Here is a 17,953-nt window from a genome sequence, read left to right on the forward strand (position 1 = left end):
AGTCACTATAAAAAAAGAATTGTTAGTCAAAATCAACCAATAACTTTAACAAAGCGTAAAATATAATGGCGAAGCATATTTAACTATAATTGTGGATGTTCAAAACAATAATATAAAGAAGGGTTGCTAGATTAATAAACCCTTTCATAAAGCTAACTACATGGAAATAATTGAATCTGAAGCCAAATATTTAATAGAAAATAGAATAACAAATCCAAAATAGTATGATTACCCTAATCGTTAATTCCTAATTTAACCTGTGCTTTAGTAAAAAAATAACACATATAAAAAATGAGCTTAGATATACATTTTCCAGCTCATTTTTTATGTGTTTATAAATCAACCTCTAACCTTATGGTCATTTTATTTAATTGCCAGTGTTTCTGCTACGGATTTTCCTCGTTCTAGAAAAATTTACGACAATGACCCCATAATTTGCGACAATCCATCCTTACTTTACGACAATCAACCAATAAATTACTACAATCACTCAGCAACTCTTTCGTTCTAGAAAAATTTACTACAATGACCCCATAATTTACTACAATCCAGCTTTACTTTACGACAATCAACCCGTAGATTACTACAATCTCTCAGCAACTCTCTCGTTGTAGAAAAATTTACGACAATGACCCCATAATTTACTACAATCCAGCCTTACTTTACGACAATCAATCAATAAATTACTACAATCACTCAAACCATCCACTAAAATTACATCACTTGTTCCATCACGTTTTAAATCATTATTAGCATTGCTGAATTTCTTTACTTTCCTCTTTGTATACTAGCCCCTCCTCCAAGTACACCTTTAGAAGTGTTAAAGTCTCTCCCCAGCCAACTGCACAGTTCAAGCAGGCCTTTATATCCTTATCTGAATTGGAATAGCCTGTTTCCTTAAATACAACAAGTGTCCCATCTCGATAAGGTTCTAATTTAAATTCAATTGTTGTAACACTTTCTCCTGGAGTCCATTGAAAAATGAAGGATTTATTCGGAATGGTCTCCAATATCTTACCGCCATCCACTAAATCCTTTTTGTCCTTACCTAAGCCAGTCCATTTCAAACGTATCTCACCAGTTCCATCTGACTCTTGATGTATTGATGTTTGATCAGTAAACCAAGCGTTCCATCCTTCTGCCGTTGTTAGTGTATCAAATACTCTAACAATACTTTCCTTAATGTATACTTGATGATCGATTTCTGGCATCGGTATTCCTCCTATAAAGGTTGTAATTGGCTAAGTCCTGAATGTTTTTCATAAGAAATTATAGTCATGTTATCGTTAATCTTTTTCTGTTCTCCTGTACGTACATAGCCCATTTTTTCATATAAATAGCAGTTTTTTTCTTCTTGGAGAATGGTATCGAGCTCCCAACTAGTCACTTCAGGATAGATCATTTCTAGCCGTGTCATTACCTGTTGAGCCAAACCCTTTCCTTGAAAGCTTTCTAATATATTGATCATATGCAAACGCATTGTTTGCGATGATTTTTTGTACACATGTACACTACCTGCTAATTCATCCTCTACTATAATTTTATAAAAGATACCTTGATGCAAGCGTTCTTGAAATCGTTCAAAGGTTTGTAATACAGGAGTAGTTTGATGATCCTCATATTTTTTATAAAGTGGCAGGAATACTTGTTTTTGAATTTCATATAGCACTTGCGCATCTTCTATTGTTGCTTTTCTTAAGCTAATTTTTGATGCTATTATGTCAAATACATTGTCTAATATATGATAAGCAATAAACTCTCCAAGCTTCACCATTTCTTTTATTTCCTGAATCGTTGCCCATTTAGCATCTGCCACTTCTTCATATTGAAGCTTTAAATCCTCTTTCTCTACATTTTGTTTTATTAAATAATTATCATCGAAGCCTCGTAAGAATTTAACTGTGAATAAAACCTCTGCTTGCTCCATATTTATATCAATTCCCAGCTCTTCCTTTGTTTCACGGACCGCAGCCATTTCTGAGGTCTCTCCAGTTAATACAGATCCTGCAGCGGCACAATCCCACATATTTGGCCAGCCTGTTTTCCAAGCCTGACGTTTTTGTATTAAAAGCTGTCCTTCATCATTCATGATCCAAACATGGACAACTTCATGAAAGACCCCCTCTTCCATTTCTTCTCCACGGATATGAGTTTTTCCTGTTTTCTCTCTGTAATGATTAAACGTATCCCATACTTCCATTTTCCCACCAGCCTTGTCATTGTTTAGAATAGTTTATCATAAATCTATTGACCTTCAATAAAAAATATGATATATTATAGGTTGTTAACAATTTAGGTAGAACATAAAAAAGAAATTTGGCATTCTACAAACGTGTTTTTGAACATACTTATTCACACTGGAGCGATTATAGGGTCGCAAGGACGTAAAAGAAGGTAGGGTTTACGTTGCTTAGGTTAGAAGACAACCAGTGGAACAATTTACCGCGGCATTGAAAGCTTAAACCTTTCATGGAAATTATTCACCGAACATTCGGGATGAAATTTAAAAATTCAAAGATTATGTTTTACCTCATACAAATCAAGGGCTGGTCTCCAATGGAGATCAGCCCTTGTCCAATTTATTGGAGAATATAAAGTTACCCCGATGTATCTCTAATACGTCGGGGCTGTTTTTATAATTCGCTACTTTTCGCTAGACTATTTTGTCTTTTGTAGTATTCCTTAAACGTTAGTAGATAGATAAATCCGCTGAGTAATGCCAAAACAGCAAGTAGAACAAACGTCCACGTGAAGCCAACCCATGTGACAAGCGGCAGAACAAGCGGTGCTATCGTTCTCCCTATAGTATATCTTAAGCTAGCGGCCGCAAAGTACTGTCCACGCATATCCTCTGGTGCTAGCTTAGATACAAAGCTTTCCTGCAATCCTACTGTTGCTAGTTCTCCTAAAGTAAATACAGCCATAGCAAACACGAATACCCAGAAGTTAGCCGTCATAGGGAAGATGAGCATGGCAATCGCATATAAGAGCGACGACAAGAAGAATACTTTGTGCTCCGGATACTTCGTCATCCAACGAGTGACAAACACGGTGAAAATAACTACTAATAAGCCGTTTTCAGATAAAAGTATACCGAAGGAGCCTGCTCCAGTTACCGCCCATTCACGACCAAATAGGTTGCCAAGAACTTGAACATCAATTGCTTCCTTCATATAGACAGGAATTAGCATATCCAACTGCATATATGTCTGGGCTAGCAAGATTCCCGCAATGATAAATAGGAAAAATACTTTGTCCTTAACAATTAGTCCATATGCTTTTATTTGATTAATAACTACTTGAACCCAACCGTTTCCACCACTTTCTTTTAATTGCTGCTTTACCTCATCTGGTAATGTTTCCTCTGTTAGGAAACGTAGTGCTAATCCTACTAGACAGAAGATAACGCCTGATATTAGAAGCAATAAGAAACGATGGTTAAAGAATAAAACAGCTCCCACTATAGGTCCAATGACAACCGAAATATTAATAGATGTATAAAATACAGAAAATACCGTACTTCTATCCTTTTCTGGCACAACATCAGCAACAATTGCCTGACTCGCAGGGTGATAAAATGATCCGCACATACCCGCTATCGTAAATGCGACAAAGCTAAGCATTGGTGAATCATACCAAGGAGAATTAGCAAAGGCAAATAAAATAAAAGCAAAACCTTCTGCGGTTGCAGAGAAAAATAACATCGTCCTTCTACCGAATCGATCCGCACAATAACCCCCGATTAAATTAGCTCCAACAGAAAACACTTGGGATAAGACCAGCAATACCCCTGCCATACTAGCCCCGAATTCATCTGCAAAATAGATAGCTAAAAACGGAAAGACCATCCAAAAGCTTAAATTACTAAAAAATTCACCAAACAAACGAACCTGTAAACTACGATTCCAATCTCTAATTCTCATGATGTTGACCTCACCTAGTATTATTCTTGCAAATCCATATATTATTTCGACTTACGTAATAGTTATTTAAATAGTACTATAGTATAAAAAAAGAACTCTCAAAAAAAGTCGTAAACCCTAGGCTGGGTTTACGACTTTTGACTTTAACTAATCAGTCCCTATATGTAACTGCAGTACCTGTAGCTACACACATCATCATGCCCTCACGGATTGTTTCAAAGTCTAAATCTACACCAATTACAGCATTAGCTCCAAGCTTACTAGCAAGAGTCTTCATATCCTCTATAGCTATTTCTCGGCCTTGAGATAGCTTATTTTCATAAGCAGAGCTTCTTCCTCCTACTATATCTGTTACTGAGGCAAAAAGATCTCGTACAACATTTGCTCCCATAATAGCTTCTCCAGACACGATGCCGTGATATGTTTCAATTGTCTTTCCCTCAATGGTAGGCGTTGTAGTTACTAACATAAACATTCCTCCAATAATTGTAGTTACCTTTATCATACAACACTATCAGTTTATAAGCATTTATTATTCTGAATCTACTGTTTTTTCTTTCTAGTAGGTAGCATATTGAACAATATATTCAATACGATTGCCGTGAAGCTTCCCGCTACAATACCATTACTTGTTAAGATTCGGACACTCTCTGGTAAGGATATGAATAAGTCAGGAACAACCGTCACACCTAGACCTATACCAATGGAGCACGCGATGATCATAGCGTTATCAGGTGAATTCGAATCGGAAATAATGGTGCTTAGCATTTTAATTCCTTGTGAGATTATCATCCCAAACATTGCAATCATCGCCCCGCCTAGGACAGCCTCTGGAATGATTGTAGTAAGTGAAGATATCTTTGGGATAAACCCTAGAAATATTAGCATACCTCCCGCAATATAAATAACCTTGCGTGTTTTAACCCCAGAAATCTGCATGAGTCCTACATTTTGTGAAAATGTAGTATATGGGAATGAGTTAAAGAATCCACCTAATACCACTGCAATCCCTTCAGCTCGGTAACCTTTTGTTAAATCTTTCTTCTCTATTTTTTTCCCAAGCATATCCCCAAGTGCAAAATATACCCCTGTTGATTCTACTAACGAAACGATAGCTACTAGAGTCATCGTAAGAATAGGAGACCATTCAAATGTAGGCATTCCAAAATACAAAGGCTGAATCATATGAAAAACGTCTGCTTCTTTCACAGCGGTAAAATCTAAAATACCCATAAAATAAGCAGCAACCGTTCCACCAATAATACCTATTAATATAGAAATAGCTTTAACGAATCCTGTGGAAAATCTGTATAGTAAAACGATAAAAATTAGCGTACCAAATGACAATAATACGTTTTGAATAGAACCGAAATCTTCTGCACCTTGTCCTCCACCCATGTTATTAATAGCAACAGGAATTAGAGTAATTCCAATAATAGTAACAACTGAGCCGGTTACTACTGGTGGGAAAAATCGAACTAACTTACCAAAAAAACCACTGATCAAAATAACAATAATACCAGAAACAATAATTGCTCCGTAAATAGCAGATATTCCATAATCCCCACCGATTGCAATCATTGGTCCCACTGCTGTAAATGTACATCCTAAAACTACTGGTAAACCAATCCCAAAAAATCTATTGCTCATTACCTGTAAAATAGTTGCAACTCCGGACATTAAAATATCGATTGCAACTAAATAGGTTAACTCCTCTGAGCTGAGCCCAAGAGCCCCTCCTACTATAAGAGGTACAATAACTGCTCCTGCATACATTGCTAATACGTGCTGTAAGCCAAGTGTGGTGTTTTTAAATATATTATTCATATGTAGGTGCACCTTCTAAAAATTCTACTTTGCCATCTTCCAAGGATTGAATAATGGCTAGTGATTCTACGCGAATACCTTTTTCGCGAATCAATTTCCCACCAGGCTGGAAACCTTTTTCAATAACAATACCTACACCAGTAGTAGTAGCTCCTGCTTGCTCGATAATTTCAAGTAATCCAAGGACAGCTTGTCCATTTGCTAGGAAGTCATCGATGATTAATACAGTTTCTCCTTCTTGCAGGAAATCTTTTGAGACAGAAATATCGCTAGTAATATTTTTTGTAAAGGAATGTACCTGTGACGTCAATAAGTTTTCAGACAGAGTTACAGATTTGCTTTTCCTCGCAAATACAACAGGAACCCCAAGTTCAAGGCCCGCAAACATAGAAGGTGCAATCCCAGAAGACTCAATCGTCAAGATTTTTGTTATTCCCGCTTCCTTATAACGATTGGCTATTTCTTCACCAATAGCCTTAATCACAACAGGATCAATTTGATGATTTAAAAAAGCATCCACCTTTAAAACGTCCTTTGATAAAACCTTGCCTACTTCTACAATTTTATCCTTTAATAACTTCACTTGGATTCCTTCTTTCCTCATATTTGGATACAAAAAAACTCGAATGACAAAGCCCCACCCTAAGAGTGGAGCAATGGCATTCGAGTTATAAATCGAATAATAAAATAAATGGTACACAAAGTGTCCCAATCATTTAACCATGCCACTCATAGTCGACTTCTTTACGGTAAGTCGGTAGAAACTTGCAGGCCATATCCCTGCTATTATACGAGTATACGAAATTTGATTGTTCTCATTATAGCACGGTAAAATTCTTTTACAATAATGAGTTAAAAAGTTCAATCATTCTTAAAATTCTGTTCATATTACAGGTGCCAGGCACCTGTAATAAATCTGCAATACAAAAACTGTCTATATCTTAGCTATAAAAAAACACATGATAGGCTCATGTGTTTTGGGGTGGGGATTATTTATAAGATGATTTTAATGTTTTGAAGGCCTCTATAAAATAAGCAGGATTTTCTTTAATGTTGTAGGAAAAGACACCTTGATTGGTATGCAGATATAGTATTCCTGCTCCATACGAAAAGGGCTTATAGGATATATCATGAACATGTTGAAATTTAAATTGATGCTGAGCCGAGACAATTGCCATTCCGTCCATCTGCAGAGTAAAGCTAGACTCTATATGCTGCATCTGAAAATAGAAATCGATTTCTCTCTTAACTTCGATATAAATGATAGTATATTCACTCAAAACGGCACCTCCTATAACACTTAATAGTGTAACATGTTTTTATATAATCATTAAACCATAAGGAGTGATGTCGGTTGATAAGAGCAGTGCTTTTTGATTTAGATGGGACTTTGTTAAACAGAGAGGAATCTTTAAAGAAATTTATTAGCTGGCAATGTAATGTGCTCCACACTCATTTAGGTCATGTTCCAAAGGAAAAATTCTGTAGTCGTTTTATAGAGTTAGATGATCGAGGCTATAAGTGGAAGGATTTTGTTTATAAGACCCTAATACAAGAATTTAACATAAAGGATATAACAGAAATGGAATTATTGAATCATTACATAACCAACTTCCATTCGTATTGTGTACCATTTTCAAATCTATTATCCATGCTGGATCAATTAAAAAAACTGTCCCTGTCGCTTGGAATGATCAGCAACGGAAAAGGACAGTTTCAAATGGACAACATTGTTTCTTTAGGAATCAGACCCTATTTTAAAACTATATTAATCTCAGAGTGGGAGGACATGAAAAAACCAGACCCTCGGATCTTTGAAAAGGCTCTTAGACAGCTTAATGTTAACGCTGAAGAAGCTGTCTATATAGGCGATCATCCTATAAATGACATAATTGCCGCCAAAAATGTTGGACTTCATACGATATGGAAAAGAGACATATATTGGCCTGACGCTAATGCCGACTACACGATAGACAATTTGGATGAAATTCCGTTTCTTCTAAACAAAATTAGATAAGCTTGCTAAATTCTTTAGTCTGATGCTCCAGTTTTTCTGAAGCAGTTGAAATATCCTTAAATTCTTCTAGCGCAGTCCGCACCTCTTCTTGGCTTTTTTCGATAACCGTCTGCGAGTGACTATTGCTCGCAGTTACCTTATCAACTTGTTTAGCTATTCCTTCAATATTCTCTCTTACTTCTACAATTGAAGCCTCGACTCTACCAGCCAGTTTACGCACTTCTTGAGCGACAACGTTGAATCCACGGCCGTGCTCTCCCGCTCGTGCTGCCTCAATAGCAGCATTTAATGCTAGTAAGTTCGTTTGTGCTGCAATTTCTCTAATCGTTTGGACGATTCCTTTAATAGAATCTGCTTGCTTCTGCAAACTATCTAATGATTTAGTATTATCCTTTGATCCCGCGGCAATTTCATCAATTCTTTCAAGAAGATCTTCACTCCTCTTAATACCTACTTCCGCTCGGTCACTCAGGTTTTCAGACATTTGCTTAAGCTCTTCTGTTACACCTACTAAAATTTGATGACGTCCCGTTACGTTAGTAGCGACTTTGGTAACCCCAAGCACCTTGCCGTTCCCCCCAAAAATAGGCATATAAGAAGCTTCTAAAAACACACTATTGCCATGTTTATCTTTTCTTTCTACCTTATCGAAAAATGACTTACCCGCAAACAGATCCTTCCAAAGCTTTTCGTATGCCGGGCTGTTCACAAAATCTGGAAAACAGAATTCTCTGTGATGCATGCCTTTTACTTCACTTACAGTATAGTTAAGTTCTTTTGCAAAATTTTCATTAACATACGCCACACGACGGTTCATATCAAAACGAATAATCGCCAAGTTTTTTTCTAGCGCCTCTACCACGGTCATATCATTAACTTCTTCTGTTTGTATGTAACTCATTTTTCTTCCCCCACGCCCTTTTAATTGGGTGTATATTTTTCTAAATCTAGTATCGTTTCTCTTCCTAACACTAGCTTGGCTAGCTCTGAACCAACAAATGGCCCAGCCGTTAAACCAGATGCCCCAAGACCGTTCGCAAAATAAAAACCGTTCTGTCCCTCCAGCTTACCAAACACAGGTAGAAAATCTGGAGTATACGGACGAAAGCCTACTCTTACTTCCTTTATTTTCTCATCTTTTAGGCTTTTTGCAATACTTATTGCATTATCAAGCAGTTCTTTTTTCCCTTCCTCAGTCACTTGAGAATCATACCCAGTATTTTCTTCATAGGTAGATCCGGCAACCACTTTCCCATTTTCAAAAGATAGCATATATTGATTAGTTGGAGGTAGGACTACTGGCCATTCCCCCGTAGACATATCATTCTCCAATTGAAAATGCATTATTTGAGCCTTCTGAAAGGTCACGTTTAGATCTAAGCCTAACGTAGATGGAATCTCATTCCCCCAAGCACCAGCCGTTAATATAACAGCCTCTGCATCTGTCCGTACTCCATCGATCCATAATTCATTGTTCTTCCAGACAGCTTCTCCATACACTATCTCTGCGCCTAGCTTTTTAGCTCCATTGATCAGAGCATCCCTCATAGCCTTGCCATCTACCCTTGCTCCCCCTTCTACGAAAAGAGCATGCCATTCACCTGAAATAATAGGAAACTTTTCTTTCGTTTCTTCGGGAGAAAGGATTTTTAGCTCTCCTATTTCTGGAGCATCCATTCTTTTTTCCAACGCTCTCTCTAACATCTTTCGCAGCTTCTTTTCATCATTCTGTAAAGCAATCGCACCTACCTGCTTATACCCGGTAGCATTTTCCCCTAATTCCTCTAGCTCTGCTACTAGTTGCTTATAGTATTTGGCACCATTTTTTACAAGCTCATACCATTTCTTATTTCTCCTTTGGGAAATCCAGGGACATATTATACCCGCTGCTGCAGCGGAAGCTTGCCCCTTGTCCTGGCGATCCACCAAAGTTACTTTCACACCAAACTTTGCGAGATGAAAAGCGGTAGAAGCACCTAAGATTCCACCGCCTACTACTACATAAGAAGACATCTATCACTCAACTCCACTATCTATAATCGAAAACTTAACTTCCTCACAATTAATCTCTGCCATTGCCCCATATGGAATGACAAACTTAGGCTCTGTATGACCAAAGTTTAAATTATATAAAACTGGCAATTCATTTAATCCAAGCTCATGTAAAATGGTAGCAATGGATTCTTTGTATTCTTCATAATACTTTTCGTGCTGAGGCTTTGCAAAAATAATACCGTTTACCTCTTGTAGTATTCCTTGGGTTCCGTAATTTCTTAGCCAATATTCAATGTTAGCTGGAATAGGAAGATCCTCTGACGTTTCGAAAAACAATATGGAATCCTTAAAATATGCTTTATCTGGCCAAAGTGAGGTACCTTTCGCAAACTCCAACACTTCAATACATCCACCAATTAGTCTTCCTTGTGCAATGCCTTTTCCCTGTAGCAATTCATATCCTTTATTATCTTCATTCATTTCTCGGCTGATGTGCTTATTTTCAATAACCCATTCTAATCTTTGACTAGTCCAGACTGGTGACGGTTTAATTTCACCAATCACTTCATTAGAGAAAAGTGTTTTTTTAATCGACTCCACGGTATACTCATGCATCTGCACATTCTCTGCAAAGTCAGTTAGAATAGCTGGGCCATAAAAGGAAGAAATACCAGCCTTATGGCAAAATAAATGCGTAATAGTAGCATCTGAAAACCCTATAAAAACTTTAGGATTCTCGCGGATTACATCAAAGTCTATGTAAGGGAGTAATCGTATGCTCTCACTACCTCCGATATTGGATACTATCCCCTTAATAGAAGGATCCTTAAAGGCATTCATCAAATCCTCAGCTCGAGCCTGAGGGTTTTCATATAAATAAGCTGCTCCCTTTAAGCTATTTGGCATAGCTACTACCTCTAAACCAAATACATTTTTTAATCTTTCCACCCCTTGCTCATATCTCCACCTTAATTCAGGCTCACCTGCTCCGCCCCACGACAAACTAATTGTTGCGACTTTATCTCCACGTTGAAGCATTTTAGGTTTTGTTAACATGATCCTATCCCCCCCTTCCTTTATTATAATTCAAACCCCATCATTTGGATGCCTATTCTTTTTGCTAAATGGGTATAAGAAGATAGAAGACATGAAATAGGTGGTGTGGAGCATGAAATATAAAGGTCGTGCACGTAGTTCGAATGTAGAAGATCGTCGCGGTATGAGTGGCGGTAAAGCAATAGCTGGCATTGGTGGCGGCTTTGGTTTAATCATTATACTTCTAGTTACGCTGCTCGGAGGAAATCCCGAGGAGCTCTTAGGAAGTTTAAATGGAAATGAAGCAACTACTAGCTCTGTCCCTTATGAGGAAACGGCAGAGGAACAAGAACTCGTCGAATTTGTTTCAGTCGTTTTAGCAGACACAGAAAAGGTGTGGACGAACATTTTTCAAGAAAATGGACTTACATATGAGGAACCAACACTTGTTTTATACACAAATAGTGTAAATTCTGCATGTGGTACAGCTGGTGCTTCTGTAGGACCGTTTTACTGTCCAGGAGATCAAAAGCTTTACATAGACTTGAGTTTTTATAAGGAGCTCCAAACACAGTTCGAGGCTCCAGGGGATTTTGCAATGGCATACGTCATAGCTCATGAGGTTGGTCATCATGTACAAACCCTATTAGGAAAAAGCAACGAGTTAGCTTCCCTAAGACAACAGTTAAGCGAAGAGGAATACAATCAATATTCTGTTCGCTTTGAGCTACAAGCTGATTATTATTCTGGAGTTTGGGCAAAGTACGCGCAAGGAATGGACTTATTGGAAGAAGGTGACTTAGAGGAAGCACTAACAGCTGCAAGTGCTGTTGGAGACGACACTATTCAAAAGAAAGCCCGAGGCTATGTGGTACCGGAAAGCTTTACTCACGGTACGTCGGAACAACGGAAGCAATGGTTTTATAAAGGCTTTGAAAACGGAACTATTAAAGGCGGAGACACATTTAATATTAAAAACCCATAAAAACTATCTAAGCCCAATAGCTATGATGCATTGGGTTTTTATTTGTAAAGAAAAGCATTATAAAAAATATGTTAACACTATTTAGAATATTTATTGACCACCTTTCTCCCTAATTCTATAATAAAACAAATTGCCAAATGGAAGAAGGTTATAAAAATGATGATACCTTTTACGAAAATGCATGGCTGTGGAAACGATTATATTTATATCAATTGCTTTGAGAATGTGATAGAAAATCCTGAATTGTTAAGCAAGAAAGTATCCGACCGTCATTTCGGTATTGGTGGAGACGGTATTGTTTTAATCTGTCCTTCTGAAGTGGCTGATGCTAAAATGCGAATGTTTAATATAGATGGCAGTGAAGGAAAAATGTGCGGTAATGCCATTCGCTGTGTAGCTAAATATATATATGACAATGACATTGTCCCAAAAGAGATTCTAAAAATAGAAACACTAAGCGGTGTTAAAATAATTGAATTGCATATAGAAAATGGTGTAATGCATTCTGCCACTGTGGATATGGGGCAAGCAATATTGGACCCTGCTGAAATCCCTGTGGATCTCCGCGGTAACCAATCTGAAGGGTTTGTGTTCCCTCTTACTATCGATAATGAGACCTATGCTATTACCCCAGTATCTATGGGTAATCCACATGGAGTAATATTTACTAATGACGTCCTTTCATTAGATCTTCCCACTATTGGGCCTAAATTCGAACATCATCCTATGTTTCCAGCCGGTGTAAATACGGAATTCATTGAAATTGAAAATAGGAATTCACTTAAAATGCGTGTTTGGGAACGAGGAAGCGGTGAAACATTGGCTTGTGGAACCGGAGCTTGTGCTGCAGTGGTTGCCTCCGTATTAAATGGTTACTGCGAGAAGAATACCGATGTGATTGTAAAGCTCCTTGGTGGAGAGCTCATCATTCGCTATACAGAGGACACAGTTTATATGACAGGTCCTGCGACTACCGTCTTTACAGGTCTTATAGAACTCTTATAGCCACAACATACTATATATAAATTAGTAAAAAATAGACTTATAACCTAATAAGTTTCATCTAACCAAGAAATTTAACAGAAAATACTGTCAATTGTAACGATAATGGAAATTCATTGTAATCAACCTGTAACATTTAACTGCTACTATATGTTTAGACTAAATAGCAGGGGGATAGTGTATTTGAAGAAAATCTTAGGAACACTTATCATAACAATTGTACTATTGGTCAGCGGAGTAAATGTTGCTTTTGCCGCAACCACGACTCACTCAGTAAAAAAAGGAGAAACTTTATATACGATTTCTAAAACGTACAAAGTTTCCGTTAACAACTTAAAAACATGGAATAAATTAACTACAGATAAGATTAAGACTAATCAAAAACTAGCTGTTGCTGCTCCAGCAAAAAAAGAAAAATCTAAAACACCATCTAGATCTAATGACAAAGTAACAAAAGAAATTACCGTTTCAGCAAGTGCATTTACCGCAAACTGTAATGGCTGCTCTGGTATCACTAGCTCTGGTATAAATCTAAAGAAAAATCCAGATGTAAAAGTAATAGCTGTTGACCCAAGTATTATTCCAATTGGGACAAAAGTACACGTAGAAGGCTACGGTTATGCAATCGCAGGCGATACGGGAGGAGCAATTAAAGGCAACAAAATTGATGTATTCTTCCCTACTAAGAACGAGGCTTACAAATGGGGACGCAAAAATGTAACGGTTAAAATATTGGAATAGGATTTAAAAAGCATTGAATAGCGTTGACTACAGACACTCAAAGAGATTTGAACGTGTTTGTAGTCTTTTTTTATGGCTATGTTAAAGGTAAAGGTTGATTTAAATACACATAAAAAATGAGCTAGGATATTTTCTCCTGGCTCATTTTACTTTAATATTATTTTTGACTAACGCACCCTTTATCCAATTTTCTTCTGATTAACTTCTAGTATTTTCTTTAAGGTAGAATGAATATTTTGGAGGCTTATTAAAATAAATCCTAGCATAATAAATGTCACTATTTCACCTGTAAATATTGAGACTATCGCTATTATTAAAGCATATATCCCATAAAGATAGCCTTTCATTTTATATCACCTCGCCAGTTAAAAATTTCTATTACTTTATAACTTTTTCTTAAACTAATATACCGCGTGGGTTTAAGTGTAACATTCTTTTTTCGGTTGCTTCTGCCATTGTGAACAATAAAATTTATTTATTACTGAATTCCCTAAATATACTAATTCTAAATTTATTATTCTACACTAGAAATTGTTTGTAACATCTCTTTTATCGACTTAATATGGTTATACTAGGAGAGTATATACTACTTGATTTTTATAAATACATAGATAAGGAGTCACAATAAATGAATAGTAAAGATATAGGAAAAAAAATTAAAAGCGTTCGTTCTAAAAGGAAACTAACTCAGCAAGTATTAGCAGATCTTGCCGGAATTACAAAAAGTCATATTTCAAAGATTGAAAATGGCTTGACTACCCCTACTCTAGTAACTCTTTCAAAAATTGCTAAGGCTCTTGATAGCCCAACGTCTTGGTTTATAGAACAAGAAGAACATGGAGAACTCTCCATTGTTCGAAAGGATAATCGTGAAGCAATTGAAGAGAAAAACGAAATTGGATACGAATATGAATTATTAGCAAATAAAAAGAATATGAGTTTAATCACTCCTACTATAGTTAGTGTTTTACCTGGCGCTGAAACTGTAGATCCATATATACATGAAAATGATGAGTTTATTCTTATACTGACAGGATCCATTATTCTTTCTTACGACGGGAAAAAATATGAAATGAATATTGGAGATTCTGCATACTTTTCTGGTAAAAAACCTCACATTTTTTTATCCAATAGCAAACAACATACCACTGTTTTAACAATCTATATAGATAATAATTAAAAAATTCTAAATAAATAGCATATTAACTTTACAAACAATATATAATATTATACATTGAGTATAATGTTATTCAACTTTGTTGAATCACAGTTTATTTGTTGAAAGGGGAGTTTATATGTCTAGTTCTAGAATTAAAGGTTTTTATCAGCTTAGTCTTGAAGACAGAGTAAATATTGTAACTCAAGATAAAGAATTAACTGCTGAAGAGAAAAATATCCTAACAGGAGAAACAATATTTCCAATGTCACTTGCAGATTCTATGGTCGAAAATGTCATTGGACAATTTAGTATACCAATTGGGGTTGCTGCTAATTTTAAGGTAAACGGAAATGATGTATTTATACCTATGGCCACAGAGGAGCCCTCAGTCATTGCAGCAGCTAGCAATGCTGCCCGAGCTGCTTACGATTTAGGTGGATTTTATACTTCTTCCACAGGAACAATCATGAGAGGGCAAATTCAAGTGTTGGAGGTATCTGATCCACATGGAGCTAAGGCAAGAATATTTGAGAATAAGGATGAAATACTAGCAAATTGTAATTTAAAAGATCCTACGTTAGTAAAACTAGGTGGCGGGGCTAAAGATTTAGAAGTCCACTTAATAAATACTGTCAGAGAAACAATGTTAGTCGTTCACCTACTGGTAGATACAAAGGATGCAATGGGAGCTAATGCTGTTAATACAATGGCTGAAGGAGTTTCCCCCCTTATTGAAAAGATAACAGGTGGAAGGGTTGTACTAAGAATCATAACTAATCTTGCAGACAAACGATTAATTAGATCTAGAGGTGTATTCTCTGCTCAAGCACTTGGGGGGCCTGAAGTTGTAAAGAATATTGTAAGCGCTTACGAGTTTGCTGATGCTGACCCATATAGGGCGGCTACCCATAACAAAGGAGTGATGAATGGGATTACATCCGTAGTACTAGCAACAGGAAATGATACAAGAGCTGTAGAGGCTGGAGCGCATGCTTATGCTTCAAGAACTGGGAGATATCGTTCTTTAACCACATGGGAGATAAATGAAGATGGAAATCTGGTAGGTTCTATCGAGCTTCCAATGGCTGTTGGAATAATTGGAGGTGCTACTAAGACACATCCTGTAGCAAAGGCTTCACTCAAAATAATGAATATTACATCAGCTGTAGAGTTAGCTGGAATCATTGCATCAGTTGGTTTAGCAGAAAATGCGGCTAGTCTAAGAGCTTTAGCTGCAGAAGGCATTCAGTCTGGTCATATGCGCCTTCATGCAAAGAACCTTGCTGTAATGGCAGGTGCGAAAAAGGAAAATATAGATTTAATTGTTCAAAAAGCTATACATGAAAAAGATTTACGCTACGACAGAATCTTGCAATTAACTAAAGAAGTTCAGGAGGGCTAGAATGGAGGAAAAGTTGAATAAACATAGTTTAGTAGACAAAGCTAAAAATGAAAGCTTTGTAGAAATATTGGGGGACACCATTTCTGGAAAACAACTTATTTCCTCTATTTTACTTAGCGTTTTTGTTAGTATAGGCGGGTATAAATTAGGCCAGTTTATTTTCCCTAAAATTGCAGAAGCACAAATGGTTAACTCTTATTCTCTTTTACTAGGTATTGCTGGAACTGTTACCATATTAATCGTTAATTCTATAGCGTTTAAACCAAAGAGGATTCTTGTCGAAGATGAGATTTCTTCAGAAAATATGGCTGAAATTTATGAAGACTTGCAGCTTGATTATGAAGAAGAAATTAGTTTAATAGAAAATGATCCTATTACACGAAAAGAGCTTGAAGACTTAGGAGTACTTTCAAACTTTAACCTTCCTCAAAAGGGGGCTCATAAATGAGTATTTATTTAGTTGCCCTGTTGTTTGCTTTACTTGGAGCAATTGTCTTTTCTTTAATCGGGCTCATTTCAGGAACTGATGAAACAGCTATTATGGTCCCCCTTACCTTACTGGTAATTCTTTTAGGAGCCCCGCCTGAAGGTGTATTTGCCTTTTTCATGGCAGCAGTTTTAGCAAAACATTTAACACACGCTGTTCCTACAGCATTAATGGGTATTCCGGGTGATACTACAGCAGTCCCTTTAATTGATCATGCTAATACATTGAGACGAATGGGCATGCCTCATATAGCTTTAAGAAAAATGATTTCAGGTGGAATCATTGGAGCGTTTATTGCATTACCTACTGCAGTTTTACTTGGACAGTTTTTAGGGCAATTCGCAGATTTTTTCAAATCATCTTCAGGTCTTATTTTTACATTAGCTGCATTTTTAATTGCTTACTTCTCAAAAGGAAGATGGGCCAGTGTTCTATTAATTATTCCGTTTGCATTTTTTATAAAAAGTCTAGATACATTAAGCTTTTCAATTTTAGACAAACATTTATCAATCACTTTCTTTCTTGGAATTGCAATAGGTCCCATGTTATCTGATATATTAATCGCTGCTTCTTCTAGTGCAAGGAAAAGTGTTTTAAGAAACAAAGCGAACGAATATCATTTAGCTCCAGAAACAAAATCTTGGAAAGGGTATTTTCCTAATCCATTTAAAATTCTAACTGGAAGACAGACAATCTTTACTTCGATAACTACATTTATATCATCTCTTACGTTTGTATTTAGTCCAGTTGGGATGACTTCTCTCATGGGAGAAATCGTAGGGTCTAGAACAAAGGGGGCTTATAAAAAATCTACTACTAGCTTAACGGTTATGAATGGGGTAACAGAATCTACTTATATTGCAGAAGCAATTATTCCACTTATAGCCTTTGGAATTCCGTTAAGCCCAGTTGCTCTGGGACCAGCTTCTCCTTTGTTTAATGCTCCACCCGTTTTTACAGTAGAACCAATAAATAATCTACACACCTATTTAACGTCGTGGGATTTCTTTATTTTTGGTTTAATTGGAATTACAGTTGCTTCTTTAATTGCATATCCATTTTCGATGAACTATGCTCGTAAAGCATCAGTCCTAGTCTTAAAATACGTTAGTCAAGAAGCAATTATTGCAATGTTTATAGGGCTAGCATGTTTATTAGCTTATCATGAAGCTCAGCTTGTTGGGATAGTGTTGACACTTACAGTTGCTACAGTAGGCGGCCTTTTAAATCGTATTTTAGGTATCGGAGCTGGTGTTCAGTTTATGGTATTTTACGCATCAAGCTGGATTATTCTGCAACTATTTGGTTTTTAAGATTCTAAAAGGATAGACAATACTAGTAAATAAATTAAAACAACGTGAAATCAGAAAAAATTGATTT

At 36.6% G+C, this 17,953-nt stretch carries 18 protein-coding genes, 1 pseudogene and 1 riboswitch; of the genes and pseudogenes, 8 read left to right on the forward strand and 11 right to left on the reverse strand.

The features are described 5' to 3' along the window. Nucleotides 1-749: 749 nt before the first annotated feature. The 8 genes and pseudogenes from Q0371_RS16235 to Q0371_RS16265 all read right to left on the reverse strand — a co-directional run bounded on the left by Q0371_RS16235 (nucleotide 750) and on the right by Q0371_RS16265 (nucleotide 7,030). Nucleotides 750-1,211 (reverse strand): SRPBCC domain-containing protein, encoded by a 462-nt coding sequence (locus tag Q0371_RS16235; protein WP_251557003.1) that lies wholly within the window; start codon nucleotides 1,209-1,211, stop codon nucleotides 750-752. 11 nt (nucleotides 1,212-1,222) lie between these two features. Then, nucleotides 1,223-1,669: a GNAT family N-acetyltransferase gene (locus Q0371_RS19230; RefSeq protein ID WP_346764085.1), complete on the reverse strand. Its 447-nt coding sequence runs from the start codon at nucleotides 1,667-1,669 to the stop codon at nucleotides 1,223-1,225. Between the two features lie 48 nt (nucleotides 1,670-1,717). After that, nucleotides 1,718-2,200: pseudogene (locus Q0371_RS19235) on the reverse strand (NUDIX domain-containing protein); the annotation flags it as partial. Nucleotides 2,201-2,633: 433 nt separating this feature from the next. Then, entirely contained in the window at nucleotides 2,634-3,923 is a 1,290-nt protein-coding gene (locus tag Q0371_RS16245) for an MFS transporter (RefSeq protein ID WP_169360717.1), read from the reverse strand. A gap of 151 nt (nucleotides 3,924-4,074) precedes the next feature. Next, on the reverse strand, nucleotides 4,075-4,392 hold the full coding sequence (locus Q0371_RS16250) for a YbjQ family protein (RefSeq protein ID WP_169360716.1): 318 nt from the start codon (nucleotides 4,390-4,392) through the stop codon (nucleotides 4,075-4,077). A gap of 74 nt (nucleotides 4,393-4,466) precedes the next feature. Further along, entirely contained in the window at nucleotides 4,467-5,750 is a 1,284-nt protein-coding gene (locus Q0371_RS16255; RefSeq protein ID WP_169360715.1) for a nucleobase:cation symporter-2 family protein, read from the reverse strand. After that, nucleotides 5,743-6,333 (reverse strand): xanthine phosphoribosyltransferase, encoded by a 591-nt coding sequence (locus tag Q0371_RS16260; RefSeq protein WP_298472945.1) that lies wholly within the window; start codon nucleotides 6,331-6,333, stop codon nucleotides 5,743-5,745. Before Q0371_RS16260 ends, Q0371_RS16255 begins: the two co-directional genes overlap by 8 nt. A 129-nt stretch (nucleotides 6,334-6,462) precedes the next feature. Beyond that, a riboswitch (purine riboswitch) is annotated at nucleotides 6,463-6,564 on the reverse strand. Nucleotides 6,565-6,739: 175 nt separating this feature from the next. Continuing rightward, entirely contained in the window at nucleotides 6,740-7,030 is a 291-nt protein-coding gene (locus Q0371_RS16265) for a hypothetical protein (RefSeq protein WP_251556523.1), read from the reverse strand. A 74-nt stretch (nucleotides 7,031-7,104) separates the two neighbouring features. Between Q0371_RS16265 and Q0371_RS16270 the strand changes: the two genes are divergently transcribed. Beyond that, nucleotides 7,105-7,767 (forward strand): HAD-IA family hydrolase, encoded by a 663-nt coding sequence (locus Q0371_RS16270; RefSeq protein WP_298472950.1) that lies wholly within the window; start codon nucleotides 7,105-7,107, stop codon nucleotides 7,765-7,767. On the opposite strand, the gene Q0371_RS16275 is transcribed toward Q0371_RS16270, so the two are convergent. From Q0371_RS16275 to Q0371_RS16285, 3 genes are read right to left on the reverse strand one after another with little or no spacing between them, the layout of a single operon-like run. Continuing rightward, complete coding sequence (locus Q0371_RS16275) at nucleotides 7,760-8,668, reverse strand: methyl-accepting chemotaxis protein (RefSeq protein ID WP_298472953.1); 909 nt, start codon at nucleotides 8,666-8,668, stop codon at nucleotides 7,760-7,762. The genes Q0371_RS16270 and Q0371_RS16275 overlap by 8 nt on opposite strands. Before the next feature lie 20 nt (nucleotides 8,669-8,688). After that, complete coding sequence (locus tag Q0371_RS16280; protein ID WP_169360709.1) at nucleotides 8,689-9,780, reverse strand: FAD-binding oxidoreductase; 1,092 nt, start codon at nucleotides 9,778-9,780, stop codon at nucleotides 8,689-8,691. 3 nt (nucleotides 9,781-9,783) lie between these two features. Continuing rightward, the gene (locus tag Q0371_RS16285) at nucleotides 9,784-10,818 is read right to left on the reverse strand and encodes a S66 peptidase family protein (RefSeq protein WP_169360708.1); all 1,035 of its coding nucleotides are present in this window, start codon (nucleotides 10,816-10,818) and stop codon (nucleotides 9,784-9,786) included. Nucleotides 10,819-10,930: 112 nt separating this feature from the next. Here Q0371_RS16285 and Q0371_RS16290 point away from each other — a divergent pair, with 112 nt between their 5' ends. The 7 genes from Q0371_RS16290 (at nucleotide 10,931) to Q0371_RS16320 (ending at nucleotide 17,886) form a co-directional block, all read left to right on the forward strand. Continuing rightward, nucleotides 10,931-11,782 (forward strand): neutral zinc metallopeptidase, encoded by an 852-nt coding sequence (locus Q0371_RS16290; protein WP_298472958.1) that lies wholly within the window; start codon nucleotides 10,931-10,933, stop codon nucleotides 11,780-11,782. A gap of 156 nt (nucleotides 11,783-11,938) precedes the next feature. Beyond that, a complete protein-coding gene (gene dapF / locus Q0371_RS16295; protein WP_298472961.1) occupies nucleotides 11,939-12,787 on the forward strand; it encodes a diaminopimelate epimerase in 849 nt (282 codons plus the stop codon). A 180-nt stretch (nucleotides 12,788-12,967) separates the two neighbouring features. After that, a complete protein-coding gene (locus Q0371_RS16300) occupies nucleotides 12,968-13,525 on the forward strand; it encodes a LysM peptidoglycan-binding and 3D domain-containing protein (protein WP_251556516.1) in 558 nt (185 codons plus the stop codon). 628 nt (nucleotides 13,526-14,153) lie between these two features. Further along, the gene (locus Q0371_RS16305; protein ID WP_251556512.1) at nucleotides 14,154-14,705 is read left to right on the forward strand and encodes a helix-turn-helix domain-containing protein; all 552 of its coding nucleotides are present in this window, start codon (nucleotides 14,154-14,156) and stop codon (nucleotides 14,703-14,705) included. Nucleotides 14,706-14,820: 115 nt separating this feature from the next. Next, a complete protein-coding gene (locus Q0371_RS16310) occupies nucleotides 14,821-16,086 on the forward strand; it encodes a hydroxymethylglutaryl-CoA reductase, degradative (RefSeq protein ID WP_251556511.1) in 1,266 nt (421 codons plus the stop codon). Between the two features lies 1 nt (nucleotide 16,087). Further along, nucleotides 16,088-16,534: a hypothetical protein gene (locus Q0371_RS16315; RefSeq protein WP_298472966.1), complete on the forward strand. Its 447-nt coding sequence runs from the start codon at nucleotides 16,088-16,090 to the stop codon at nucleotides 16,532-16,534. Then, the gene (locus Q0371_RS16320) at nucleotides 16,531-17,886 is read left to right on the forward strand and encodes a tripartite tricarboxylate transporter permease (protein ID WP_251556509.1); all 1,356 of its coding nucleotides are present in this window, start codon (nucleotides 16,531-16,533) and stop codon (nucleotides 17,884-17,886) included. The genes Q0371_RS16315 and Q0371_RS16320 overlap by 4 nt, the downstream gene beginning before the upstream one ends. The last annotated feature ends 67 nt before the right edge of the window (nucleotides 17,887-17,953 follow it).

Source organism: uncultured Psychrobacillus sp. (assembly GCF_938022135.1).
Lineage (GTDB): Bacteria > Bacillota > Bacilli > Bacillales_A > Planococcaceae > Psychrobacillus.